Source organism: Paenibacillus sp. GYB004, from assembly GCF_036577605.1.
In the GTDB taxonomy this organism is placed as follows: domain Bacteria; phylum Bacillota; class Bacilli; order Paenibacillales; family NBRC-103111; genus Paenibacillus_AB; species Paenibacillus_AB oceani.
Map to the genome: position 1 here is coordinate 55491 of NZ_JARBDB010000028.1, position 25432 is coordinate 80922.

General features: G+C 45.6%; 19 protein-coding genes. 8 read left to right on the forward strand and 11 right to left on the reverse strand.

Annotated features, from left to right (window positions below):
- Window positions 1–137 precede the first annotated feature (137 nt).
- On the reverse strand, window positions 138–3218 hold the full coding sequence (locus PV433_RS11905; protein ID WP_332072354.1) for a bifunctional DNA primase/polymerase: 3081 nt from the start codon (window positions 3216–3218) through the stop codon (window positions 138–140).
- The gene (locus PV433_RS11910) at window positions 3190–3687 is read right to left on the reverse strand and encodes a hypothetical protein (RefSeq protein WP_332072355.1); all 498 of its coding nucleotides are present in this window, start codon (window positions 3685–3687) and stop codon (window positions 3190–3192) included. Before PV433_RS11910 ends, PV433_RS11905 begins: the two co-directional genes overlap by 29 nt.
- A 343-nt stretch (window positions 3688–4030) precedes the next feature.
- Here PV433_RS11910 and PV433_RS11915 point away from each other — a divergent pair, with 343 nt between their 5' ends.
- Window positions 4031–4522 (forward strand): hypothetical protein, encoded by a 492-nt coding sequence (locus PV433_RS11915; RefSeq protein WP_332072356.1) that lies wholly within the window; start codon window positions 4031–4033, stop codon window positions 4520–4522.
- A 739-nt stretch (window positions 4523–5261) separates the two neighbouring features.
- Here PV433_RS11915 and PV433_RS11920 read toward each other — a convergent pair.
- The 3 genes from PV433_RS11920 to PV433_RS11930 all read right to left on the reverse strand — a co-directional run bounded on the left by PV433_RS11920 (window position 5262) and on the right by PV433_RS11930 (window position 10116).
- Window positions 5262–6641, reverse strand: a complete 1380-nt coding sequence (locus tag PV433_RS11920) for a hypothetical protein (RefSeq protein ID WP_332072357.1) — start codon at window positions 6639–6641, stop codon at window positions 5262–5264.
- 200 nt (window positions 6642–6841) lie between these two features.
- Window positions 6842–8788: a copper amine oxidase N-terminal domain-containing protein gene (locus PV433_RS11925; RefSeq protein ID WP_332072358.1), complete on the reverse strand. Its 1947-nt coding sequence runs from the start codon at window positions 8786–8788 to the stop codon at window positions 6842–6844.
- Between the two features lie 65 nt (window positions 8789–8853).
- Complete coding sequence (locus PV433_RS11930) at window positions 8854–10116, reverse strand: toxin-antitoxin system YwqK family antitoxin (RefSeq protein ID WP_332072359.1); 1263 nt, start codon at window positions 10114–10116, stop codon at window positions 8854–8856.
- Window positions 10117–10366: 250 nt separating this feature from the next.
- Here PV433_RS11930 and PV433_RS11935 point away from each other — a divergent pair, with 250 nt between their 5' ends.
- Window positions 10367–10735, forward strand: coding sequence for a helix-turn-helix domain-containing protein (locus PV433_RS11935; protein ID WP_332072360.1), 369 nt, complete (start codon window positions 10367–10369; stop codon window positions 10733–10735).
- Between the two features lie 45 nt (window positions 10736–10780).
- Here the strand turns inward: PV433_RS11935 and PV433_RS11940 are convergent, their stop codons facing one another.
- The 3 genes from PV433_RS11940 to PV433_RS11950 all read right to left on the reverse strand — a co-directional run bounded on the left by PV433_RS11940 (window position 10781) and on the right by PV433_RS11950 (window position 13683).
- Window positions 10781–11347 (reverse strand): hypothetical protein, encoded by a 567-nt coding sequence (locus tag PV433_RS11940; RefSeq protein ID WP_332072361.1) that lies wholly within the window; start codon window positions 11345–11347, stop codon window positions 10781–10783.
- A 371-nt stretch (window positions 11348–11718) separates the two neighbouring features.
- Window positions 11719–12750 carry a hypothetical protein gene (locus PV433_RS11945; protein ID WP_332072362.1) on the reverse strand — a complete coding sequence of 344 codons (1032 nt, stop codon included), beginning with the start codon at window positions 12748–12750 and terminating at the stop codon, window positions 11719–11721.
- Between the two features lie 27 nt (window positions 12751–12777).
- The gene (locus tag PV433_RS11950) at window positions 12778–13683 is read right to left on the reverse strand and encodes a hypothetical protein (RefSeq protein ID WP_332072363.1); all 906 of its coding nucleotides are present in this window, start codon (window positions 13681–13683) and stop codon (window positions 12778–12780) included.
- A 430-nt stretch (window positions 13684–14113) separates the two neighbouring features.
- On the opposite strand from PV433_RS11950, the gene PV433_RS11955 reads away from it, so the two are divergent.
- The 3 genes from PV433_RS11955 (at window position 14114) to PV433_RS11965 (ending at window position 17209) form a co-directional block, all read left to right on the forward strand.
- Window positions 14114–15205, forward strand: coding sequence for a hypothetical protein (locus PV433_RS11955; RefSeq protein ID WP_332072364.1), 1092 nt, complete (start codon window positions 14114–14116; stop codon window positions 15203–15205).
- A 135-nt stretch (window positions 15206–15340) separates the two neighbouring features.
- The gene (locus PV433_RS11960; RefSeq protein WP_332072365.1) at window positions 15341–16327 is read left to right on the forward strand and encodes a hypothetical protein; all 987 of its coding nucleotides are present in this window, start codon (window positions 15341–15343) and stop codon (window positions 16325–16327) included.
- Window positions 16328–17209 (forward strand): S1 family peptidase, encoded by an 882-nt coding sequence (locus PV433_RS11965; protein ID WP_332072366.1) that lies wholly within the window; start codon window positions 16328–16330, stop codon window positions 17207–17209.
- On the opposite strand, the gene PV433_RS11970 is transcribed toward PV433_RS11965, so the two are convergent.
- Genes PV433_RS11970 through PV433_RS11980 form a run of 3 tightly spaced genes read right to left on the reverse strand, consistent with a single transcriptional unit; the run spans window position 17206 to window position 20420 of the window.
- Window positions 17206–18390 carry a DNA methyltransferase gene (locus tag PV433_RS11970; protein WP_332072367.1) on the reverse strand — a complete coding sequence of 395 codons (1185 nt, stop codon included), beginning with the start codon at window positions 18388–18390 and terminating at the stop codon, window positions 17206–17208. The two genes, PV433_RS11965 and PV433_RS11970, sit on opposite strands and share 4 nt — an antisense overlap.
- A 15-nt stretch (window positions 18391–18405) precedes the next feature.
- Window positions 18406–18885 (reverse strand): hypothetical protein, encoded by a 480-nt coding sequence (locus tag PV433_RS11975; RefSeq protein ID WP_332072368.1) that lies wholly within the window; start codon window positions 18883–18885, stop codon window positions 18406–18408.
- Window positions 18882–20420: a DNA methyltransferase gene (locus tag PV433_RS11980; RefSeq protein ID WP_332072369.1), complete on the reverse strand. Its 1539-nt coding sequence runs from the start codon at window positions 20418–20420 to the stop codon at window positions 18882–18884. Before PV433_RS11980 ends, PV433_RS11975 begins: the two co-directional genes overlap by 4 nt.
- A 422-nt stretch (window positions 20421–20842) precedes the next feature.
- Here PV433_RS11980 and PV433_RS11985 point away from each other — a divergent pair, with 422 nt between their 5' ends.
- The 3 genes from PV433_RS11985 to PV433_RS11995 form a co-directional block, all read left to right on the forward strand.
- Complete coding sequence (locus PV433_RS11985; RefSeq protein WP_332072370.1) at window positions 20843–22114, forward strand: DEAD/DEAH box helicase; 1272 nt, start codon at window positions 20843–20845, stop codon at window positions 22112–22114.
- A 396-nt stretch (window positions 22115–22510) separates the two neighbouring features.
- Window positions 22511–24250, forward strand: a complete 1740-nt coding sequence (locus PV433_RS11990) for an ABC-F family ATP-binding cassette domain-containing protein (RefSeq protein ID WP_332072371.1) — start codon at window positions 22511–22513, stop codon at window positions 24248–24250.
- Between the two features lie 127 nt (window positions 24251–24377).
- Window positions 24378–25432, forward strand: a 1055-nt coding sequence (locus PV433_RS11995) for an ABC-F family ATP-binding cassette domain-containing protein (RefSeq protein WP_332072372.1), incomplete at its 3' end; no start/stop codon positions are given.

The following is a 25432-nucleotide window of genomic DNA, read 5'->3' on the forward strand; positions in this document are numbered from 1 at the left end:
GGTATGGCCACACACGAGGTTTTCAAAACAAGTCAGGGGGGGTGGGGGGTTATGTTTTCTTTTTCCTTTATGTTTCATCGTCTGTTGCGGTCCCCCGAGGTGTTGAAGAGGGGGGTGCGAAGGGGGATTCAGCCCCTTCAGCCCTGGTCAAAAAGGTCCCCGGCCTCAGTCTGCCTGATGGCAGCACGGCTTCTTACGTCGCGCCTTCGCGCCTCGGACTCATCCGGTTCGGAGACACATTCTTTCTTGACCCAGAGCGCTGGAACCCTCACACCCCCGATGGTTTTGCGCCGAACCCTTTTGACTTTCTCTGCACCGTTCTCCAGGTACGTTTCCGTTGTGAGTGCTCCTTCCACGTCGAGCTGCTTCCAGAGTGCCGACATTTTGAGGGGGATGTGCTCGTGCTGATTGGCGAGGAATGAGCTGACTTCGTTGTACAGGACTTTCGGAAGGAAGTAGTAGAAATGCTCGTCACGCCAGCCGACATGCTTCCCTGTGCGTCTCAAGCTATCTTCCTCGGACTCGAAACGGCTATCCAAGACCTGGACGTGAATGGTCCCGTTTTGCAGCAGTTCCGAGACGGTATCCAAGAACTGCGTGACCGGCATCGACTCCCGGACGGTATCGTTCTGTCCGTCCGCGAGCGAGAGCAAGATTCGCCAGCCGTCCATGAGACGGACTTCCTTTTCCTCGGGCGTCACAGCGCCGACGCTGACAGCGTAGTCGAGCAGGCACTCCAGGCCCAAGCGGAGCCACGCGACCGTCTCGGCAATCCTTCCGTGCGACCGGGAGGATTCCGCTTCGCTTCTCAGAGCGAAGAACCGTTCCTCGAGATGCCGGTCGAAATCGACGTCAGACATCCGATTTCCGAGCCAGCGGGTGTAGCCGAGCATTGCCTCAGCGAGTTGAGGTGCTAGTCTTTGGGCTTCCGTGAGCTTGTCTAGATTCACGTCCTCGGGCAGCAACTCGATCCCGAGAAGACGGGCGTTGCTGGAGTGACCGTCAGGAAGCTGTTCTCCTGTGTCAAGCGCAAGTCCTTTCGGGGGGTAGTCCGCCTTCAGCTTTGCGTTAGGATCGAGCCTTCCTCTCCCAACACGATCGCCGTACGACCGAATGTGCGACTGGGCCGTCTGTTCCATCTTTCGGGCGTCGAGCGGGTTCTGCGTCGGGTGGAAGTCGTCGATCCAGAGGACGCTGTCCTTGCAGGCGAAACCCCTTCTTTCGAGCGAAAGGGCCGTATCTTTGTAAGAGGCTGGTGGGCTCTTCGCGGAAAAGTTTCCGAACAGGCACATGAACAGCGCCGCGATCGTGGACTTTCTCGCTCCCGTTTGGCCGAAAAGCCAAACTACGAAGGCGGGCTCCAGTCCGATTTTTCTCAAAATTTCGCAAAGAGGAGCCAGGAACATCGTGGCGAGCAGGGGCAGCGTCACGCGCTCGCTTGCGATTCCAAGAAGGGAAAAGCATCTTTGAATGGCAACGATGGGATCCTTCTCTTTGGAGGGAAGGACGTACCGTCTGAGCCTGGAATCCGCTTCGACCTTCACGCTGTCGTCGTCTGAGCATCCCCCGGCATGGAGGTATCTCCACTCGCCCCCGATTTTGCGGTATCCCAAGTGTGTGTAAACGACACTATTCTTAACGCCATGCGATAGTAGTTGCACGGTATGACGCACCCTTTCCTTATTTTGGTTGCCGGGAAAAATGGTTGGTCTCAGTCCCCAGTGTATGACCCATTTGGTCGGTTCATGGAAATCTAGATGGCTTACCCGACGCGGAGGAAGTTCGCTATCGTCGTCAAGCAGCCGACCGGAAATCACGAAGCAGCGCTCTTGGGTAGCTCCGTCGTCGAGGCACACGTCCTCCAAAGGAACCGGAACAAAATTGGCGAATGGCTTAAATGTTTCTTCGCCTTCCTTATTGGTTCCCACTTCTCCGATCGCCCCAAAGCGCACGCGGTAGCTGGTGAACTTCTCCACAAGTTCGGCGATATCGTTTGAATATGCCGATTTTTCAGCCTTGAGGAAGGCGACCGGGCTGTTCGTGATTTCATTATTGTCGTTTTTCTTGAATTTGCCGAAGCATTTCTTGATCTGCTCCGCGTCACAGCCGAGCGTAGTGCAGCGCGTAGGTCCGAACGCTTTTCGGGTCATGCCCTCGATTTCGGAGCGGCTGTATTCGTTGTGCTTGCGGGAGAGCTCGGAGAAGGCCAACGCATCGTCAAGTGCTCCGGCTTTGACGAGAAGGGAAGCCGTGCGAAACCACGTATGCCAGTCGCACCCAACGCCGCTCTGCAGCTTCCAAGCTTCCGCCACTTTTGAACATTTGTCCCTCAGAATCCTCGCTTTCTCGCTTTCCGAGTTGGTTTTGAGAGTGCTCGAAATACTGTCGGCTCTTGGCTTACTCGAAATGGACTCTGGCCTGAGATTAATCGGTTTTTGTCCACTGTCCAGATGATGTTTCTCGGGCTGATCAGGTCTATCGTACGGCGAAGGATTCGTGTCATCCTCGTCGAAAAGTCCAATTGCGGCAGCGGCGAGGGACATCTTTAGAATCATCCAATCCGGTGCGGGGGCGATTTCGATATCGTCGGGACTACGTCCCTCGACCCATTCGTACGTGCCACCGTTCTTGTGCTGTGATGGGGGCATGACGGTCTGATGGTGGTCGCCGAGAAAAGCGATCTCCTGATGGTCTGTACCGGGAAGCGCATCCGAATACTTTCTTAAAGGTGTATATTCAGGAGCAAGAAAAAGGTAGCGGTGCCCGCCTCCCGGAGTGGTGAATTCCCAGGTTGCAGGTATCTCCCCGCTTGAGATTTCAACAAGCCGCTTATGTCCGTAATCACCGTCAACATCGATGGCGACGATGCCGCCTGCCACGCCGGTAAGGACACCAACATTGGCCGTTCTGTATTTGTCAAACCATTGGTCGACAGTACCAGGGACGTCGCTTGCTTTGTTCGTCCAATTTCCGAGCAGCGGTACCTTTCCCGGATTGGGACATGATTGACGATGCCTTTCGCTCATTCCTTTATGGTCATAGGAACATAAAGGAATGACGCGGAGGCCTAATCGAGCATACTGCAACGCAGCTTGCCGGATTTTATTGTGTTGGGTCGTCAGTAGAATCGCCTCCTGAAAAGAGTAATTTAGACGGTTCCGCCCTCGAGAAGGCGGACCGTTTGGAAAATCAATCTTCGGAGTCGTCGACATTAACATCTACATTTACATCTACATCTACGTCTACATCAACATCGCCTTCCTCATCTGGTACGGGTTCGACGTCATCGATGTTTGTATAGATGTTGCCGTTTTTAGTTACAGTTTTGAGCGAAAGCATCACCTGCTGACCGATGAGAGAGTCGACAGCGAGGGCTTTTCCACGATCTGGCATGCAGCCGGTTATTTCAAGAAGCTTGTAAAAGGAGGTCGACTGATGACGGAAATCGGGCTTGAGTAGGAAAGTTTCGGCTTGCTCGTAACCGTCCTCATCCGCAATTTTCGTTCCGAGCCGTAGCATTGGCTTGCCGTTGATCTCAACGACTTGAGCATCGGCGATTTCGGATAGGTAGCGATCATCTTTTAGGTAATCCTGAACCGGGCGTACAAGTGAGAGAGATTGATTGACGATTTTAGGCGGCTGCTCTAAGGTTTTCTGAACAGGTTGAATTCTTTTAATGGGTGGCATGTACAAGACCTCCGTAAATTTATGATAGTTCCGAATGTTTCGGTTATGTTAAGATAAATGGCAGGACCGTTCAGGTAATGCCTGAACGCCGCCTATTCACTTTTATTGCCGGGCTCTCACGCCTGGCTTTTTTCTCTTATGATGCGTGTTGCCTCCCGCATCTTTGGCATTGCGTATTGCACGATAGCTTTTTGCGGAGGACCACGTACACCGGTAGAACCGAGAACCGAGTCCCACAAGGGGAGAAGAGACTTCAAAGATCCGTTTCCTGATCCTTAGACGAAATCTCTGGCTCTTGCTCCTGTTCATTAGAAGCGGGCTTAGCCTCCAGCTGCTGTTCCGCTTGTCTAAGCGGAACAAAGGCCGTTGGCACGCCGTCTTTGCTGAAGCAATCGACTTCGTAAAAAGAAATGCTGCTCCGGCCATCGAAGCTCAGTTTGAACATCGCCGTAAGCGTGTCGACCAGCTGGACGGAATACACGCAAGGCCGCTTGCCAGCTTTTCGTATAACGAAAGGCGTCCCGCCACTCGGAAGAGCTTCGCTAATGCAGATCCCGACCGAATTAAAAGTGATTTGGACGCGGGCTGGAGAGCCGATGTGCTCGAACAGATGCTCCCCAAGGAGTACACGCTTGCCGAATTTATTTGTGTTGACAGCGGTGAACGAGCTTACTCCGGACGAGCGTTTGCTTTGGTACTCGACCCTCAGCGGAACGAAATCGTCGAATTTCTGTTGCTCTGGAGCATCCTGCGGGAGATCGTTGCTTTGATTGTTGCTGCTGGTTTCCATGTATACCCCTTTCTTGGCAAGATCGTTGCCATTCCGATGTTATGATGCGCGACGTTGGTACTGGCGGAAAATTGGGGGAGAGCGATTTCGTATCATTTATGCACCACCTAAATTTGATTAAACGCATGTGAATAGTAGGAAAAATAAGTCTACTCAACCGCTCGTATGTACTGCCCGAATCATAAACAACGCTATGAAGTTTTAAGGAGCGATTGGAATGCTTTGCGTACTCGAACGGATGCTCCCCAAGGAGTACACGCTTGCCGAATTTATTTGTGCTCGGCGGAGCAGCCAGTCGAGCGGGGCATGACTCCATTTTAGACGAGATCCTAGCACCGGGCATTTACGACCCAACATTCAAAAAAACATTGGGCGGAATGAGTCCCACTTTCGGGAGCAGCCAGTCGAGCGGGGCATGACTCCATTTTAGACGAGATCCTAGCACCGGGCATTTACGACCCAACATTCAAAAAAACATTGGGCGGAATGAGTCCCACTTTCGGGAGCAGCCTGCCGAGTGGGCCATGACTTCATTTTAGACGAGATCCTAGCGCCGGGCATTTACGATCCAACATTCAAAAAAACGTTGGGCGGAATGAGTCCCGTTTTTGGGAGCAGCCTGCCGAGTGGGCCATGACTTCATTTTAGACGAGGGCTTGGCGCTGGGCATTTACGACCCAACATTTTAAAAAACATTGGGCGGATTGAATCATGAGCGATGTGAGGAATCAGTGAAGTTGTTTATTTGAACAGTGGGACAAAAGAAGAGCACAGTAAATGTGCTCTACAGGTCCTTGGGTTTGTCATTCGAAAAATGGAAGGCAGGGGCAATAAGTTGGCCAAGAAAAGATTGTGAAGCTGGGGCAAATTGTGATGAGTGCTCCCTTACGGTTTCACAAAAGCGAACATACTCAATATCCGCTTGTTTTTGATTCCTTGAAATTTCGTACATAGGGGAGTCTTCCGTATCTAAAGCGGATATTTCCTTTTGACATCGTTCAATAATGGTCTGTAACTCAGCCCGGCGATTAGCGATATACTGCTGTTTTGCTGTTTCTTTCTGCTCGGTAGTCATCGTTTCAAATGTTTTTTTGACTGCTTTAATTTTTTCTTCTGCAGTATTATTGAGATACTTGCACTGTTTAATATTTGCAACGATGGTGTCAATTTGGTTCATATAATTCTCTGTAAACTGTGACGATTTTTGCAGGTAGAGATTATAGGCCTCACGAAAAGAAAAAAATTCATCATCGTTTTTTATATTAAGTTCGTACTCATCGAGTGTCTTAAGCAGTTGACCAATATCCAAATAAACGAGTTCTTTTTTCTCTTTTATGTGTTCCTGTTTTTTTCTTCGCATGCTTTTTTCTTTAGGTGTCATATTGCTCTTTGGCTTAGGCAACTTATCTTGCACGAGCTGACGGTCCAGGATTAAAGCAAGAAGAGAATCTAGCTGGGACTGATTGAAGTATACCCTTTTATTTTTTTCGCTGGTGTGTGCTTCTTGGCGGACATTTTCGTTATCTAGTCTAGAAGAGGGTTTTCTTTCATTATCACGATCTATCATTTCATTAATTAGATCGGCATTATGTTCATGAAAACTTTGCCTGGCCATTGATAGCGAGTAGTTATTTTTAAAAGCTGAATAGATCCACTCATCCAGCTTTCGAATGAGTTCAATCATAATGTCTGGACGTTCTTGATTTGTAATTATAGATATAGCTGAGATAAATTCCGCAATTTTGTCCGCTAAGTGCTTTGACGCAAACTTTTCTTTCAGAGCACTTTGATATGCAGGGTGAGACATAATTTCATACTTCAGATGGTTTGGCAACAATTCTATTTCATCCAGCAAGATTTCGTAATACTGTGTAATAGTGGTTGTGGTTATATTCTGTTCCTGGGTATTTGCTCGAAAAAAGGGATGTAACGGAAGTGTCTTCAATAAACATTGCAGCAGAGGGTACCACTGCCAGCTAAATTCATATTCACTGTTAGGATCTTCGGGGTCCTTTTTGAACATATTATAGCCCTCGTACTCAAATCCGTAAGCATCGCAAAATCTTTTGAAGCGGTTCTCAAAGCTGCTCTTTCCCCAATTCAGATCTTTCAGCAATTCTTCCAAATTTGCATCCGAAAAGTGTGTTTTTTTTCCGCGACTCATAGAATGAATCTCCTTGTAAGTTGTTATGGAATCTTATCTACAGTATATCGTTTTTCCCAGTCGAGGAGAGACCAAAAAGGAGTAACGTGGATGTAAATTGAAATCACAAAAAAAGAAACATCGTCCGTCGGGACAATGTTTGTCAATGTAATAATTGAACAGAAGTTCATTATATAATTACAACAGCGGGTCAGACGCTGTTAGTCAGGAAAAGCTACATTCAGCCTTGAAGCTGCGTCATCGGGCTGATCTTCCCTGAGAAAGTTGCTCGGATCAGTCGCGTTAAGCCTTGATCCCGAATCGTCAACTTGATCTTTGGTAACGAATGGATTCGGGTCGGCTGTGTTCAGGCGGGTGTTGGAGTCACTCGTCCCGGAAGTAGGGGAAAGGCTGCCGCCCCCGACCTGCTGTTGGCAGTTCGGGCAAGCGGGCGTCGTACTCTTCGTCTCGTCGCTGGCGCTTTTCTTGACGTCGCCGTAGTTGGTCGAGATCGTCACGCCATGGGTCAGGCTCCATTGGCCCTCCTTTTTCGGGACGAAGGCTTGCCCAAACGCGTTGCGGACCTCGCTCAGCGGAATCTCGACTTTTGGGCTCGCTGGCGAGACGTCGATCGGTTTTGCCGGTGTGTAGGTGTACGACGAGTCGATTGTAACTTTTTGGATTTTAAAGGTTTGTGTCGTCGGGAACTCCAGCACCAGTTTGCCGCTATCGAACTTGGCTCCACCCAACAGATCGTTCAGCGCTTGCAGCACCCTCTCGTCAGCCTTGGACTGCGAGTTCGGATCATGACTTTCAAATCGGGCGATCTCACCGGCGTTCGTGGCGACTTTGATGAAATAACCTTCGCCAGACTGCGGCACGAAAGCATTGCCTTTGCCATCGACGAACGCAGACAATTCGATCGCTAGCCCGCCGTCGTATTTGCTCGGTATGCGAATCGGTTTAGATAGTTTGTATGCGTAGTCCATGATCTTGAGTTCCAAGATTTCTAAGTCGCTGGATAGCTCGTCGATGATTTCCAGTTTTCCGCCCTTGAGATTGACGGACAGTTGGTTGAGCGCTTTTTGCGCGTGGGTCGGCTGGTTATCCAGTTCCGGGATGACGATCTCACCGGGATTTTGACGGGATCGCTCCATTCGGTAATCGTACTCTGCCCCCGTGGTCAACAGGTTGCCCGCCACCATGACGTACATGGGTTGAACGAAGCGTGCACCTTGGGCGTTGGTCAGCTCGATCGTCGTCTCGCCGACTACGATACCCTTGACTGTGGCCTTATCGCCTTTCGAAACGTCGGTCGAACCGGCGTAGAAAATCTGAAAGTAAGTGCTGTCCTGCCACTTCTCAAGCAACTGGCTGTACGTGCCTCCCGTGTGGCCGACTGCTCCGGTCACGACTTCCCCGTTGTCTATCTCCATCTCGCGGACGGTATCGAGCGTGACGGAGGAGTAGGCGAGAATATCGCCAGCGTACTTCGCCGGATTTTTCGCCAGATCGCTTTCGGACACGTAGGTGTCGAGTTCGTCCAGCGAGAGCGGGGAGCGATCCGGGGCGAAGAATGCGGCAGCGTTCCGTTCCAGCGCGTCTTTGCTGGCGGCAGGCAGGGAGAACCCGGCAAATGCGTTCAGGGCCGTTTCAATGTTGGCGAGGGACTTGCCCGCCACGACGGGATCGACGAAATCGTCGGCTTTGACACCGCCGCCGAACGGGACTTCCTGAACGAGAATCGTCCGAGTGTTGCCATCGAAATCGACGAAGTAGCCGAACGCCTCGGCCACGGCGCGGGCCGGAAGGTAGACGCGCCCGTCGACGTTTTGAGCCGGAACGTCCAGTTCCCTGTACATTTCACCGTTCAGAAAGATGGCTTTGGCCCCCACGCTGAGCTTGACTGTCTTGTCACCCTTGATGGCCGTGACGCTTTGCTCGTCACCGTTCCAGACAATGCTCTTGTCGTCGTTGCTCACGCCGAGGGAGACGAGCAGGTCGCGGAGCGGTACGAGGCTGCTGCCATTGTCGATGAACGGGCTTCCGTATTGGAATTGAACAGGCTGCCCCTCGACGCGCATGTTGAGGTCGCTGGCGAACGAGACGTTAGCGAAAAAGGCCGTAGCGAAAAAGGCGCTGGCCAGAATGGTTGTCAGTTTTTTCATGGGAATGACTCCTTCTCTATGGTCTATGGTATGACTTCTTCATTTCCGGAAAGGGGGGAGCGGAGTTAGCCGCCGACAAACTGCCCCTCGTTCCATTGGCCCTCCTGGATCACGTCGCCGGAATCGTTGTAAAGTGTACCCTTGCCGTGATACTTGCTTGCCTTGAACTCGCCCTTGTACATGATCTTGCCGTTTTCATGGTACAGGATGCCGTTGCCGTAGATACCGTGCGGCTTGAACATGCCTTGATCGAAAGTGCCCTCGAAGGCGAGTTTGCCGTTCTTATGGTAAATTTTTGCCTTGCCTATCGGCTTTCCTTCCTCGTAAGAGGCGTCGCCATCCAGATTGCCGTTCTCGTGATACGTTTTTCCTTTCCCATGCAGCTTCCCCTCTTTGAAGGTTCCTTCGGATTCCAAATTTCCATTGCTGTGATACGTTTTCCCTGAACCGTCCAACTGGCCTGCGGAGAAAGAGCCTTCTCTCCATACTTGTCCGTTTTCGTGAAACATCTTTCCTTTTCCATTTAGACTGCCATTTTTGAAAGTTCCTTCGGCCTGCTTTTGCTCGGGAAAGATGTTGTAGTATAGGGTGCCCTTGCCGTTGGGCTGCTTATTTTCCCATGCGCCGGAATAGTACAGATTGCCACCTAAGTAGAAAACTTTCATCGTTTTCCCAGCCTTCGTTTTGGCAGGATCGCCGTAGAACGAGATTTTCCCCTTGTCGTAGTAAAACTCGTTCTCGAACGGATAGAGAGTCTTTTCTCCGTTTCGGAACACGCCGCTGAATTCGACGGCTCCCGAAGTGTCGCGATACAGGGTGCCTATCCCGTCGTAAATGCCGTTCGTGAACTGGCCTTTGTAAAGCACATGTGTTTTTTCGGTGATGGCGCGAGTCTCTTTGTTCATGTCCGTCGTCGTGTAGGTAATGGTTCCATTGCCGTGAGGCTGGCCTTGCTGATTGACTTCGCCTTCGTAAAACGTGGGCTGGGAGCGATGACGCTCGGCAAGCTCAATGCGGACGGTTTTGGGATTTGCCGACTCTTTGCCGTTGGCCGGTAGATCAGCCGGTGGCGAAGGCTGTTTCTCGTTAATGGGCTTGGTCGGCTCATCCGGCGCGAGCTTCGTGGCAGACGATTGCCCGGAGGAAGGGGAGTCCGGCGTCACTACAACCATTGCTGTGGCAAAAGTGATTGCGGCTATGCCGTACAGCAGCGATGAGCGCCCGCGAGTCCGTTTGCTTCCCCAGCGTAACACAAGAGATGGCTTGACGAGGCCGACGAGCAGAAGTAGAACCGACAGCACGAAGCCTGGGAAGTACAGTAGGATCATCTTTGTAACCCCTTATTTGAATTTATTCGATTTCGTGATGCAGAAATGCAACTCCAATGCTAGATACAATCACCCCATTGTTCTAAAAGGAATAACTGCGGTCAAATTGAGTAGTTCTCTGGTAATCCTTAGGACCTACATCGATTATACAAAACATATAAGTTCAGAAACAACAATTTATGAATATTAGATATCCTGTAGAGTGCAAGTATCCTTCTCTACCATAAGAATGAGAAGGATAGGTGATGTGATGTCGAAGCTAAAGGTCCTCGTAGGGAAACGTCTGCGGCAAATGCGCAAGGAAAGGGGACTTACCCAAGCTGCCCTTGCGGAACGGGCAGACATGATAGATACATACTTGGCCGGAGTGGAACGAGGAGAGCGGAACATCGCTCTGGAAACGTTGGAAAAGATCATGACGGCTCTAAATGCCGAGCCAATCGATGCGTTTCGCTTTGGTGAGCTGGAAGCTGGTAAGGGGCTCGAGGGCAAGCGGGATGTTATTCGCCTGCTTGGAGCATTTTTGGAGGAGCGGAGCATGGAAGAAATCGAGCTTGTCCGCAAAATGGCGAAAGACATTATGGCGACTATCGATGCCGAGAAAAGGAAAATGAAATGAACGACCCGATCCATGACGGAATCGGGTCGTTTTATCGTTTTATAATTACTTGTCTTTGTCTGGGTAGTACCGATCGAGATAATCCCGGACGGCAGCGTTGAAGATCCCGGCGATCTTGGCGATTTCGCCGCGCTGGTGCAGGTCGTGAACGCGTCGGAACAGCGGCTTCTCCAGGTACGTCGTGATCCGCTCGTACCGCTCGTTGAAAGGCTGCGTTTTTCGCTCTAGCGGTCTGGCGACTGGGTCTGAACTTTCAGTGGTACTAGCTTGGCAGAACTGTTGCCTTTCGACTGCCAGTTCGGCCGTTTGTTGCATGGGTGCGGATGTTGACTTAGGGCGTAGTACGGGTTTTGGTCCTTGGGCTGTACCTGGTCCTTTGACCGGCTTGGCCACTCGTGGTTTAGAGGTTGCGGCAAGAACGCAGACACTGTCGTCATCGCTCAACCGTTCCGGCTCCGCTGTTTCTTGGCCGTCAGTGAAATCTTCCGTATTGGATGGTTCGATTGCTATCGCCTCTTTCCGAGCGTCGGCGTTCTGGTATTCGAAGGACCAAATATTTCTCTGTTCTTTCGCTTTCTTTGCAGCTTCGGAAAGGCTGAACGATCTACTCATGCTTACAACACTCCTTTGTATGTTTCAGGTGACGGAATGTCTGAATCAATATCTGCGTAGTTGTCGACATCGACGCAGACGTCTACGTCTACTCTAATGCTTTGTTCCCGCAGTAGGAGCGGTTTTGTGGGAAAATGCGAATGGAAGAAGTGCGAGTCTGACGTCCAGTAGCTCGTCTTCATACTGCGCTCGACGGTGTATACGGCAATCATTACACGCCGGACAATATAATTGTGGATCGCCTCACCGAAAGAGTGGAGAAATCGCCAAGTCGCGGCGAGTAACTGATGGGATGTGTCTACCTGGACGAGCAATTCTTATTCCCGCTCGTTCAGGGAGGTATGCTTCGAAATTTTTCATTATTTATACGGTCAATTGACCTCTTTTACGTACTTGGGATTGACGGAGAGCTTTTCCGAAGCATGGGAGAGGTAGAAGCGCATGTTTCGCGTGGATTGGTTGGCTTGAGCGGTAAAGGAATGGCTAAGTTCTGGTTTTTGGAAAACCCAGTAGTCACGCTGTTTTTGCCCGCCGAAGAGCGCGACCAAAGCATAATTGAAACTCGCAGGGTTGCAAAGCCCACCGGTACCGAGTGGCAGCCGATCGATGACTTCGGCGATCGTCAAACCCTCATGTGAGAGCTTCTCGGATTCCAACGTCAGTAAAAAACAGGCGAACAGAATATCGACATTGGAACGATGGACGATTTGATCCAGACGGAAGCGGTTCGAGATGGCGGCATCCCAGGAAAAGGAGCGAATAGTCGGTTCCGTCGATTTATAGTCAGCAGGCACAAATTTGTACGCGTGTCGATTGCCGAGCGCCTTAAGAAATCGGTCGAGCAGAACGGGGGAATCGTCGCCGTAAGATAGTTTGGGGAGAAGGGAGCGGAAGAAATTTGTGTAGTTCAAAAGGTTGTCGAAGGTAAGATCAGGGAGGGCCTTTTCTTCTTGGCTAATTGCTCCCAGCAGATCATACATGGCTTCTATTCGATGCCGATCCGCTATTTCGAACGAGACCGGTTGTTGAAGGTGTAGAAAGAAAGCCGCTGCGCCGAAACCGTGATTCCAGTCGGTCAGCTTGGTCTGCCAAAAGCCGAACAATTGCTCAGGTTTCTGGTCGGCAATGCTGACGAACTCAGGCCAGGCTTTGGTGACTTCCGTGATGACTTTTCGGTGGGTAAGGGCGAGGTCCTTTCGTTGCCACCCTCCGAAGTGCCAGGCGAGCGCTTGCCGGACCGCTTCAAGGGGAATCGCTCCCGGATCGCAGAAAATCCGTCGCCACTCATTCAGCGGTTCGGTCGGATATTTGGCAAAGGGAAACAGGCGCATGACTTCATCGAGCCGTTCGGTAACAAATGCTGCAAGAGTACGCTTTTCTTTTTCCGTAATCGTTAGGGTCATTGATTGTTCACTCCAAGGAAATGATTATTATATCCAATTTTCTATATCGTCGTCCTTAAGCTTGTCATCCTCTGATTGTTGCTCAGTCAAGGGCGGGGTTGCCTCGTCTCTATGACCGTTTATCTCCTCATTTTGCTCGGGAGTGAGGAACGGGTCGTGGAATTGGACGTAGAGCGGAACAGACATCTCCGTGGCCCAAGTTAGCGCACTTGGGACGTCGCCACCATGAAACTTCGGTCCATCCTCGAAGCAGGTCTCCTCCCAAACGAACTCCGCAATTTGGCCTTCTTCATCAATGTGGAAACAAAAATCGCTTCCGTCTACAAAAGGGCTTGTCCCGTTTCGCGGATCAGTCGTGCGAAGTAGGACTCGGGCGAAATGGGTGGGGTTACGGTCATTCAGCGTTCGAAATGTACATTGAGAGGGGGCTTGAAGGGAGACAGGAAGAAATGACGTTTTTGATGCATGGTACGGGATTGCCGTTACACACATGACCCACACGTTACCGTGAGAGTCGGTAGATCCGAATATATCTCCGTTTCGATCAAACGTCTCTCTGAGTTTTTGAAGGAGCAGATCTTCCCATGATCGGCAGTCAATCTGTTTTGTTTGTCGGACGCTCCCGTTTGTCGCAGGCTGATGCTCCAAAACGTGTCCGCCTGTTGCCAACGTATCTTTCTTAATGTCCTCCTCGATCTTTCGCATTCTGCTGAGCATGTTCGTGTAGGAGCGATTCCCCAGCCTGCGTGCCATCTTCGCTGCCCTTTCTTTCAGCGTACCGCTGCCCTCCAATACTTCGATAAAAATGAGTTCCAGTTCGTCTTCGTTAAAATTTCGGTAACCGTTTCGTTTCCCTGATTTCAATGTTGCAGGCTCCCTTCCCAAGAATTTGAAAACTAATAAAGCGATTAACCATTGTATTTTTTTTACCAAATCCTCTCCTCTCGCATGAATCCATATTCATGATATATGCCTAAGCTTTATGACAAAACGGAAAATGTAGTTACATTCGTTAATCAAGGCAAGTCCCCGTGCAATTAAGTGAGTGGGCCTGGGATAGGCCTATCAGCTTGATGCGTAGCTACGATCTTCCTATCTTTTACTGTCACAGGGCCCCCATGTTACTTGTAATATGAATCCTGATATATCGTAGTAATCCGTTTTACGGAAGGAAACGATAAATGCCCCTTCCTAAACGGAGGGGCCTTAATTCGATTGAATTTGTATATTTTTCAGCGAAAAAATATTTAGTGTTGAACCTTGATTGACAAGGTAAACTTTTAACTGCTTGTAGAAATCTGTCTATGAAAACTGGTACAATACTGGGAGATAATACCTAGACGAGGGTAACGCGGGTGAAGATATGACAAACAATTATCAGCAAACTTTTGATACCATTCTATCAAAAATTCGAATAAATTATGAAGATGTAAGCTTAGCTGAGCTTAAGCAACTGGCGGAAATCATATGTAGCCGCTATTCTGGCAGCGATATTATATTGAGCCAGTTATCGAATGAGGAATTGATAAGGAATATGGATTACTTTGCAAGGTCTTATTTCAAATTAGCAAGTTACCAAAAAATGTGGGGAGTCAGTTCAAAGCATTACATACTTAGCAACCTATTTAAATCTAGTTACGGTTTGAGTTCCGAGAGCCGGAAAGGAATATTTATAGAGAAAGAAATGTTTATTGAGCAAGATAAGGTTGGATTCGGCAACAGGTTCGGGTTCGCTCATTTTAAGTTTTTTATAAGGGGACAAGTCCCTTACTTATTTCTAATTCATGAATTCGGCTACAACAGCATTACTAACCAAATAGAAGAGCTGGTATCAACAATCGAGAACGAATTTTTACAAGATATCGGTTTTGATGTTATTAAAGATAAGGTACAAATTTATTATAAAGATATCGATGAGCATTATGACCAAGTAACGCTTCAGGAAGGGCTTAAGAATCCGGAGTGGAGAAGCCTTGAAATGCATGAGCAACTTTGGTTTGACCAAACATGGGAATCGCTTAAATACAACTTAAAAGAAGAATTAGAAGAACAAGTTCAGTTTTATGAAAAGGGTAAGCAATATGATGCCTACAAGACTATTAAGGGGATTTTTGCAAGTGCGAAGAAGGAATTGATAATTATCGACAATTACATTGATGACTCACTTTTTCTAATGCTCGAATGCGTTGAAATCTCTGTAAGTATTAAAATATTAACTTCAAAAATGCAGGGAGATGCTCCACTTGTTGCTGAGAAATTTAGAGCTCAACGAGGCAGCATAAGCATAGTTAAATCAAAAGACTTTCATGATAGATATATTTTCGCAGATGACTACGGCTATATCCTAGGTTCATCAATTAAAGACTTTGCGGATAAGGCAACAACTCTTATTGCTATCACAGATATTCCGGTAATTCGCTCTATTAAACAATATGCTTTCAGTTACTTCACATGAGATATTTATGTCCCTAGCTGGTTTTTATGGATATTTCATCAAGGAATTGATATATTGAAAAATAAGAAATAAGTAATATTTTCTTGGGATTGTTGCACTAGTGGTATACAAAATATATTTTTTAGGAGCTTTCAAATGGATGTTATTATTGAATTTAAAAAATCATTAAAGATTTACTTTGACGACATACAAGAAGGAATTTGGTTCAAATCTTTACACCCATATTTGAGTGAAGCGTCGTTAGAGGCAATAACAGGAGCAACAATTAGAAATACAAAATTACAAGGTGTTCTAAAGTATGATAGGCCTGACATTATTCTAACTTTTGATGGTAACCCAATTTTAGTCTTAGAAAGAACCATAGAGGTACCAAGTGGCCATAATGTCGGTCAAAGGTTTGCCAGGTTAGCTGCGGCCGCAGAGGCAAGGGTTCCACTAGTTTATTTTGGGCCTTACGTAGCAAGAAAACACGGTGGAGCTACAGAAGGACCTCGGTATATGAACTTACGTCTTTTTAAAGCCCTGGATATTATGCAGGATATCAATAATTCTGCTATCACGACGATTAATTGGCCGGTTGATAGCAAGAGTGAAATATTACAAGATCCCTCGAAAGATAATCGAGTGCGGGAGTATTTGAAAATGTTTTTTGAGTTTTTTATTAAGTTAGGACCTAAAGATGTACATAAAGCTATTATTGAATCTAAGTTTCAGGCACAACAACTTTTAGAGCGAAAAGAATTTATAAAAAATAAAGTAACAAAGCCAGAGCAATATGACAATCCACCAGACTCAGTTACCATTTCAGACACCAAGACCTTTTTTAAATCTACAGGAATTGATACACCAAGTTTTCCATATGATCAAATTGTACTGTATCATGTTGGGATGACATATGTACGATCAGATCCATATACGGGAATGGCATTACTATATAGATATCTTTATATAGCTAAAAGTCAAGGCAAAACGTGTTTAATACTCCGCTTTCCTAATATTACAAAGGAAATGTGGAATGTAGTTGCATATAGCGGAAAAGAAAGAAAAGATGTTCGGATCTATAAAACTGTAGCTGATGGCATCCTATTTAAAGATGACTTTGTTGTAAGAGGGAAATTATAGATGGTGAGTACAGGGAGTGCCTGTTTTGATACTGTTATTACTTGTCCCAGTTGTAAAAGAGACCATAAACCCAAACTAATGGATACGATCGATTATGTTGAAACCGACTATATAACTGATGAGGAAACAGGGCATAACTATGACATGTTTGCCGAGTACCACTTATTACGATGTAACTTTTGTTCGTTTGTCTTTGAGTTATACAGGGACGAAATAGTAGAAGGTGGAGAAGATCAGACTGGTCGATGGAGACAAACGAAGTTACTTAAAGTTAATGAGGGAACTGGATTTGAGAAGCCTATATTATTCCCAGTTGATATTTTAGATAGTATCGTTATTTTAGAATGTGATAATCAAACGAAACAAGGGACTGCATTTAAACTTAATGGTATTGGATTTGTAACATGTGCACATGTATTAAGTGATAGAACTAAAGCTTTTACTAAAAAAAATATTTCCAAAAAATACAATATTAAAACTGTTGCTTCAAATGATGTACTAGACTTAGCAATCCTTGAGATACCTGAACTGGAACATATTAAAGGTTTTGACCCTTGCTGGGATGCTGAATTGAATCATTTTAATGAAGTATTTGTAGCCGGATTTCCAAATTATAGACCTGGTGATACTGGTACTATAGTTATGAGTGCAATAAGTGGGTTTAGGATGGTATCAACAGTCAGAAGAATTTTGATAAGTGGACCAATTATCGCTGGAAATAGTGGTGGGCCTGGTTTATTAAGAAATGGAGAGGTTTTTGGTGTTGCGGTAACAGGAGCAGATAGAATGGAGGATTCCGGAGAAACTGAATATCATGGGATGGTACCTATCGATCAAGTAAAATGGTTATTTGAGCAAATTCAAAAACCTCAGGGAGTTTAGCCCTGAGGTTTTTTGAAAAAGAATAAAACTTCATCTCCCATCTTATTTGCTCTTCTATTAACACCCTTACGTGTTGCCTTTTCAATAAGTTCGAAACCTAAAGTTTCAGCAAATTTTTCCGTCATTTCATCCAGCTTTACTATTTCTCCACGAACCACGGGGTTACCTACCATCAAAAATATTGATTTTCCAGGCTTCAAAACACGGAAAGATTCGGATAACATTTCGTAGTATCCCTCTTCAAATCTAGGTACAACCTTACTTGATTGCCTCTTTCCTCCAGTCAAAGCTTCGTCTAATGATTTCCAATCATGTCCTAACCACCCCAAACTTAATGAGCCATACTCTGCGTACGGTATTGCCCCAATATAGGGGGGATGAGATATGACAGCATCAATGGAATTATCTTGTATAGGTAGGCAACGGGCATCGCCATGTATTATTACTGGTTTTGCATCAAAAAATTCTTGTTGTGTTAATGTACTAACCTTATTTATCACATCAACTAGTGAATCATAAAACACTTTTGCTGGCAGCGCGCGTTCCTTAGCATTTTTATCATACATTACATTCGGATATCCAGTATGAGCGTTGCTTGATCTTCTTAGAATATCACTAAAGGCAACAGTTGCTAAGTCAATTAAATCCTGATCACTAAGGGATTCGATTTCTCTCTTTAATACGAGTAGCTGAATTAATACGGGATTTTGAAACCACTTGGTATACCATGGATTATTGTATCGATGATCTTGCTTCGCAGATACAATTAATTCTTCAATATTAGGAATGGGTGGAATAAATAGTGTTGGATTAAAGTACAAATCGAGACTTTCACATAAAACTAAGAAATGCTGCTTAAGATCCGTTAATTTATGCTCAGCTATTGGTGTAACTTTTGTTTTTGATATGAGTACTGCTAATGGATTTAAATCAACACCGACAGACTTTCGTGAAAGGAGTGTTGATTCAATAAGTGTAGTACCAGAGCCCATATAGGGATCTAATACTGTATCTCCCGGTATTGTAAGTAGTTCAATAGCTGTCCTTGCTATCTGTGGTATAAATTTTCCCGAATATCGATGAATATTATGAGTAAGATATTGTGTATCGTCTGAAGCGAACTCCCAATCTACTTCGCTAATGTTTGTCCTTAGTGTTAGCAAACTTTCACTTTCGATCATCCTAAAAACTCCCTATTATTCTAAATAAGCTTGATCTAATCCAGAAACTCTGATGTACAGGAAACCAGGCTCTTTTGGATATTTTTTCACTGATGCTGAGAAGGCTAAAGTAGGTATAAATCGTAAATTTCCAATTGGTAAGAGCACTGGAAAATTCCTCTCCTTTGCAAATTTCTCCAATGAGGAAATAAAATCGTTCCTTCGTTCTGACAATAGGTAAATCAATTTTTGTTGATCTTCTAACGAAAATTTTGGTTTAGCCTCTACGACAAGTAGTGAACCATCTTTATAGGCTATTAGGTCAGGGACTAATTTGCCATAACTATGCCTTCGTGGATCAGGACTTTGATCACGTGCCAAAGTTGGATCCATAACATTAAGAGCAGTTAGTTCATCATCACTTCCACCAGGATATTGTCCAGCGATCAATGTCCAACCGTTCTTTTTAAGAAAATCTCGCATACTCACATGAATAAAGCCTTCAGTGACCCTCATCGTGTTTCCCCTGTTTTGTGAAAAATTAATAAATACTCATTTTCAATAATCCGATCCTGCCAAGGTACTTGGGAGTTACTATTATTTGTCTTCAGCTTGTGACTAATTGTTTTTTCTAAAATTAAACCATAGGCACCAAAAATCTCGGTAATAATCTCATGTGTTGGAATAATAGTGTCACCTATTTTGTTATTACCAATAATGAAAGCAATTTTTCCGTTAACTTTTAACCATCGACCCAAACGGGATGTTACGATGCTAATATCTTCGAAAAATTTCATCATCATATAAGTTCGTAATTCTAATTTCTTGGGAAGATCCCCATTCAATAATGAATTAAAGAAATTAAGATACGTGGTGCTAAGGTCAGCTACATTAAAATGAGAGACATTCGGTGCTTCTTTAGGTAAAAATTCTGAACCGATTACATTGTCGCCAAACTTATAAGGGTCAGTTCCTAAAAAATGAGCAAGAACACGATATGAAAGTAGATGAGTTCTAAGATAACTAATCGCCTCAACACCATATGGAGGTGAAGTAATGATGTGCGATATTGAATTTTCTTCGATTTCGGTCACTTTGAGAATATCTTGTTCAATGACATTTGTTGGTTGTGTCTTAATTAATCCCTTGTGAGTATTAAAGGAATCAATGATCGACTTACTCATTTTTAAAAGTTGCTTGTGAACAAGGTCAAAAACCTTTACATTTGTGCGAGGTTCTTTACTATATTCAGCACGAACCACATCAACATCCATATTTCCGATACTTCTCATCTTGGATGAGAGAGCAACGAGTAGTAAATCACGAATTTGGCCTTCAAGTGTTTTTGCAAACTCGATGGTTATGGAAGTTCCAAGCAATGCTTCTTTAATAAACCATTTTTCAAAGTTGGCAAATGGCTCTATTATATTTCCTTCCCGTAGAATAATCTCCTCGTAAGAAATTAAGTCAAATGTCCTTTGATTTAAAAAATCATTCCATTTGGAATTATAAAAGTCTTTGTAGGTATTAATTAAGTTTGGTATTGCATTGGCTAATTCTATTGTAAATTGACTTTTTGCCCTTGAAATTAGTGCAGAAAGAGGACATATTTCAACTCCAATTGCAGGTATACCTAATAATCTACATTCCACTAAAGTGGTGCCACTTCCAGAAAAAGGATCAAGGACGACATCATCCGAATCGGCTTGAAAGTAATTTAGAAGTGCACGAATTAAGTGAGGAGGAAACCGTCCAACGTATCTGTGCCAGCCATGAGTACCGTAATTAGAGGACCAGCTTTTGGCGATTTTTTTCGGAGCTTCCAGGTTGCTTTGAGCAGTTTTAACACCATCAACAGTATCTATTAATGATAATCTTTTTAAGAAGGTCTCATCTTTATTATTTTGAGGGTTATGAAGTTGCATATCAATAAGTGTTTTATGAAAGCTGTGTTGATCAGAAGGACCATTCAATACAAATGGTGAAGGTACTAGTTTTGCCTGCAGATTTTCATTGATTATATTTACTTGCTCGTCTTGTAGTATCGACATTAATCTCATTTCCTTCCTTGTCTCTCGACAATAGTATTGTATCATAAAGAAGTGATATCCACACTTTAATGCTTTCTGCTGGAAGATAATGATAATAAACTACAGGGGTGTCCCATAAACAGATGGAACACCCCTGTTTGACATCGCGGCGAAAAAATTTCGCCTTAGAGATGGTATGCTGAACCGTATCATAAGTAATGCGATTTTTTTGCCAGCTACATGCGGACGGAATTTAATTGTTAGGCCAATCGATACCTTTTTTTCGGCCAATGTCGAAATCGCCCCCACTCTGCCGTCTTATTGTTGATCAGGTTATCAAATGTTTTCACTATTTCAGTGGAAGTGCAGTTCTACTCCTTTTCTAGGGTATAATACTGGTATAGAAACCTGCGTATAGACTGGTTCTTGAAGAAGGAGATCGTATGACGTTTGAACAATTGCAGTTGATTCCCCCTATTATTAAAGCAATAGCTAAGGAAAATTATTCGCAGCCCACGCCTATTCAAGAGCAGGCAATTCCCCCGGTGCTGGCAGGCCGTGACTTGTTTGGCTGCGCCCAGACAGGGACCGGCAAGACAGCGGCCTTCTTGCTGCCGATCATCCAACTGCTGAGTACACAGCAGGGGCGCCCGAAAGGTAAGCGCGTTATACGCTCACTGATCCTGACGCCTACGCGTGAGTTGGCTATTCAGATTTCCGACAATGCCAAATCTTACGGATGTTTCACGAATGTGCGCTGCGGCGTGATCGTGGGTGGTGTCACGCAGAGGGCTCAGGAGCAGTTGTTGGAGCAAGGCACGGACATTCTGATTGCAACACCGGGACGGTTGATCGACCTGATGAACCAAGGGTTCGTTGACCTTCGTCACGTGCAGATTCTGGTGTTGGACGAAGCCGATCGGATGCTTGATATGGGATTCATTCATGATATGAAGCGAATCATTGCCAAGCTACCCTCCAAGCGGCAGACGTTATTCTTCTCTGCGACTATGCCGTCTGAGATCACATCTTTGGTTAACACTTTGCTGAAGAATCCGGTGAAAATTGAGATTACTCCTGTTTCCTCAACGGCGGAGCGGATTAAGCAGGTCCTCTATTATGTGGACAAGCCGAATAAACTGTCGCTGTTGATCGATCTGCTACAGGATAAGTCGATCGCGAGCGCTATCGTGTTCACCCGTACGAAGCACGGTGCGGACCGGATAGTGCGAGGCTTGACGAAAGTGAAGATTACTGCGCAAGCGATTCATGGCGACAAGTCCCAGAATGCCCGACAAGAGGCGCTGAATAACTTCAAAAGCGGTGCGACACGCTTGCTGGTGGCGACAGACATTGCGGCACGAGGCATCGACATTGAGGAACTATCGCACGTTATTAACTTTAATTTGCCAAATATAGCGGAGACTTACGTACATCGGATCGGCCGTACTGGGCGTGCGGGCTTAAGTGGGATCGCGATTTCGTTCTGCGAGAACGAGGAGATTCCTTATCTGAAGGAAATCGAGAAGTTGACGAAGCAGAGAATCCCAGTTATTACCGATCATCCTTACCCGATGACAATTACGAAGCCGGAACCGGCGACTGTCGCGGTGGACCGAGTCAAAGTCAACAGTGCGCCATCCAAGGACGATGCTCGCGGACATAGCGGCGAGGCTGGCCGCCGTCACAGACGGCGATCCAATGCTGGAAAGTAAGCGGTTTTTGCCGCCTAACCCGAAGAAACTCGAGAAGAGCATGGAAGAGGGAACGAAGGGGTAAGGGGGCATCGCATCAACATTTATTCACCACAGAGAAGGCATCCAATCGGGTGCCTTTCTATTGTAGTATTAGAACAAATCTCTTTTGCAAGGTGTGGTTAAATGGTATGGAAGCCGAAAAAATGTAAGATACTTGGAGACTTTTTAAAATCTCGTCGAGTACGGTCTTTATGCTACCGATGGAGCGCAGGGGAATTCAGGAATCAGAGGGGATACAAATGGATTGAGTTTGGTTGTAAACGGTGTTACGCTAACAACGGCAAACTTGAAACTTATGTTGCAAACATCTACTGATAATACTCACTATTTCAGTTATAAAGAAAGGGTAATACGATGATAAAAGTTGAACGCTTATCCTTCTCGTTTCCGCAAAAAGAACTGTACAACAACATTTCATTTACGTTAGAAGAAGATCAACATTGCGCTTTTATTGGAACAAGCGGCAGTGGGAAAAGTACATTGATTGATATACTGATGGACCCGGAAAGATATCTTTTCGATGGCAAATTAGAAATGGACCCCGATTGCACAATTGGATATGTAAGTCAGTTCTCAGAACTAGACAACACTAAAGAAAAAACAGTGTTTGAATATATAGGAGAACGATGTATAAAGATTCAAAATGAAATTCAATCGATTTGCACGGAAATGGAAACTTCATCGGATATAGAACCGTTATTGGAAAAGTATCAATTCGCTTTAGACGCATTTGCTGCAATGGGCGGGGATGATTTTGAAAGCAACATTCATAAGCAGCTAAATCTAGCAAACCTCATGAAGCGAAGAGATCATAAGGTATCCGACCTGAGCGGTGGGGAATTCAAGCTTATTCAAGTGATGAAGGAAATGCTTAATCGTTCCGACTTCATGATTATGGACGAACCGGATGTATTTTTAGACTTCGAAAACCTAAACGCGCTTAAAAAACTGATTAATTCCTACAAAGGAATGCTGCTGGTTGTTACGCACAACCGATATTTATTGAATCATTGCTTTAACAAAATTATACACCTTGAGAATAAGGAGATCCAAGAGTTCGATGGGCGGTATATGGAGTATAACTTCTCCTTACTTCAGACAAAAATCGAGTTGCAAGAACTCGCATTCGCCGAACAGGAGGAGAGTGAAAGAAACGAGAAAATCATCAATAATCTAAGGACTATTGCAACTTATAATGCAGATGCCTCTAGAGGTAGAGCGTTAAAAGCTAGAGTTAGTTTTCAAGAGAGGTTGGAAGCGCGTAGAATTAAAGCGCCCTTCGTTGAGATTAAGCAACCGAATATCCGTTTCGGTATGGATAATGAAATGGAAGACGCTATTGTTGTAAAGGTCCATGATTATAGTGTTGCTTTTGACGAGCTGCTTTTAGACAAGGTTAACTTTGAGATAAAAACGACGGATAAAGTGGCCATTATCGGTCCAAACGGTACCGGAAAAACGACTTTACTTCGAGAAATCTTTAGCAATAATCATGATTCAATTGAAATAAATGCCGACGCTAAAGTGGCTTATTTATCTCAGCTTCAAGGTGAAATGTTAAATGATTCCAATACAATATTAGAAGAATTCATTGATGCGGGATTTAACACGTATGATGAGGTCAGATTGTATCTTTCAAACTATGGTTTTGAAGGAGAAATCGTTAGTCAGAAGATAAAATCTTTATCTGGCGGAGAAAAAAACATCCTTCAATTGGCTAAGGTTTCTGCCAGTAGAGCAAACGTATTGCTTCTTGATGAACCGACAAGTCATTTAGACACCTATACACAAATCGCGTTGGAAAAAGCCATTGAAGACTATAAAGGTGCGATTCTCATGATTTCCCATGATTTCTATTCCGTTGTAAACGGTATGGATTATGTTTTAATCATTGAGGATAAGACGATCAGAAAAATGAGTATGCGAAAATTTAGACAGATGGTTTATGCTAGTCATTTTGATAAAGACTATTTAGAAATGGAACAAAAGAAAAAGGCAGTTGAAATGAAAATACAATTGGCTTTAAAAGATACTGATTTTGAACTTGCAAAAGGATGGGTTGATGAGCTAGAAAAGCTGATTAAGTTACTTTAGATTACAACCTTCTAAAAAGACACTGAGGAACAGAACCTCAGTGTCTTTTGGTTACGGGGGAGGAAGTATCTGCGGGGCCAGGGTGGTATAATTACTTCAGAGTGTTGGAGCGAGAAAGGTGATAGCCATGAGCGTAATACGGTTGGAGAACGTCACGAAGAAGTATGAAGAGTCCATGATCTTTCGCGACATTTATTTTCGAGTGATGCAAGGGGAACGGATCGGCCTCATCGGACGGAACGGCTCCGGCAAGTCGACGGTATTTAAGCTCATCATGGGCAAGGAAGAGCCGACGTCCGGTAAAGTGGAAATAGATCCTCAGGTGAGAATCGGGTATTTCTCTCAGTTCTCGGAGCTCAGCGGAAGCTTGTCCGTTCAACAAGAACTAGAAGCATGCTTTAAGCAGGTTGCCCTTATTGAACAAGAGTTACAGGAAGTCGGGGATAAGCTTGGTGTGGTGACCGACGATAGTGAGATGAATGCGCTGCTAGCAAGGCAAGCGGAGTTATTTGAACAGATGGATCATCTCGATGGCTGGAACGTTTCCATCGAGATCAACACGGTGCTTACGAAGCTAGGGTTCAATGAGAGATCTCGCAATCAGCCCATCGATGAGTTGTCCGGGGGATGGCGTAACCGCGCGGCGCTCGCGAAGATGCTAATCGAGCTGCCCGATGTCGTTCTGCTCGACGAGCCTACGAATTACTTGGATATGGAAGGGATCGCATGGCTGGAACAGTGGTTGTACCGATTCAAGGGAGCCCTGATTCTGGTGTCGCATGACCGGCAATTCATCGACAAGGTCGTCACGCGCACGATCGAGATCGAGAACTATCATTTCCAGGAATACGAAGGCAACTACACCGATTACGTCCGTAAGAAGAAGATGCGCAAGAAGGAGCTGGATCGCCAATTCGAGTGGGAGGAAGAGCTGCTGCTCATGGAATCCGAGGCGATCGACGATCGCGCGAGCCGGAAGTCCGGTTCGAAAGACCGTCTCTCGCGGAAGCTGGCGGATAACAAGAAGCGGGTAGAGCCTCATCCCGTTAACGTGCTGATTACCGACATCTACGAGAGGTTGCGCTTTCCCGACAAGCTATGCGAAGTGAAGGCGATCGGGCAGACCTACGAGGGCAGACAGATCTTCGAGAACGTAAGCTTCGATATTCAGAAGGAAGATCG

Bases quoted from the DNA above. Each gene is read 5' to 3' on its own strand.
- PV433_RS11955 (WP_332072364.1), top strand. From the start codon at position 14,114: ATGACAAACAATTATCAGCAAACTTTTGATACCATTCTATCAAAAATT.
- PV433_RS11975 (WP_332072368.1), bottom strand. From the start codon at position 18,885: ATGAGGGTCACTGAAGGCTTTATTCATGTGAGTATGCGAGATTTTCTT.
- PV433_RS11930 (WP_332072359.1), bottom strand. From the start codon at position 10,116: ATGATCCTACTGTACTTCCCAGGCTTCGTGCTGTCGGTTCTACTTCTG.
- PV433_RS11990 (WP_332072371.1), top strand. From the start codon at position 22,511: ATGATAAAAGTTGAACGCTTATCCTTCTCGTTTCCGCAAAAAGAACTG.
- PV433_RS11910 (WP_332072355.1), bottom strand. From the start codon at position 3,687: ATGCCACCCATTAAAAGAATTCAACCTGTTCAGAAAACCTTAGAGCAG.
- PV433_RS11905 (WP_332072354.1), bottom strand. From the start codon at position 3,218: ATGTTAATGTCGACGACTCCGAAGATTGATTTTCCAAACGGTCCGCCT.
- PV433_RS11960 (WP_332072365.1), top strand. From the start codon at position 15,341: ATGGATGTTATTATTGAATTTAAAAAATCATTAAAGATTTACTTTGAC.
- PV433_RS11970 (WP_332072367.1), bottom strand. From the start codon at position 18,390: ATGATCGAAAGTGAAAGTTTGCTAACACTAAGGACAAACATTAGCGAA.
- PV433_RS11985 (WP_332072370.1), top strand. From the start codon at position 20,843: ATGACGTTTGAACAATTGCAGTTGATTCCCCCTATTATTAAAGCAATA.
- PV433_RS11920 (WP_332072357.1), bottom strand. From the start codon at position 6,641: ATGAGTCGCGGAAAAAAAACACACTTTTCGGATGCAAATTTGGAAGAA.
- PV433_RS11965 (WP_332072366.1), top strand. From the start codon at position 16,328: ATGGTGAGTACAGGGAGTGCCTGTTTTGATACTGTTATTACTTGTCCC.
- PV433_RS11925 (WP_332072358.1), bottom strand. From the start codon at position 8,788: ATGAAAAAACTGACAACCATTCTGGCCAGCGCCTTTTTCGCTACGGCC.
- PV433_RS11980 (WP_332072369.1), bottom strand. From the start codon at position 20,420: ATGTCGATACTACAAGACGAGCAAGTAAATATAATCAATGAAAATCTG.
- PV433_RS11935 (WP_332072360.1), top strand. From the start codon at position 10,367: ATGTCGAAGCTAAAGGTCCTCGTAGGGAAACGTCTGCGGCAAATGCGC.
- PV433_RS11940 (WP_332072361.1), bottom strand. From the start codon at position 11,347: ATGAGTAGATCGTTCAGCCTTTCCGAAGCTGCAAAGAAAGCGAAAGAA.
- PV433_RS11945 (WP_332072362.1), bottom strand. From the start codon at position 12,750: ATGACCCTAACGATTACGGAAAAAGAAAAGCGTACTCTTGCAGCATTT.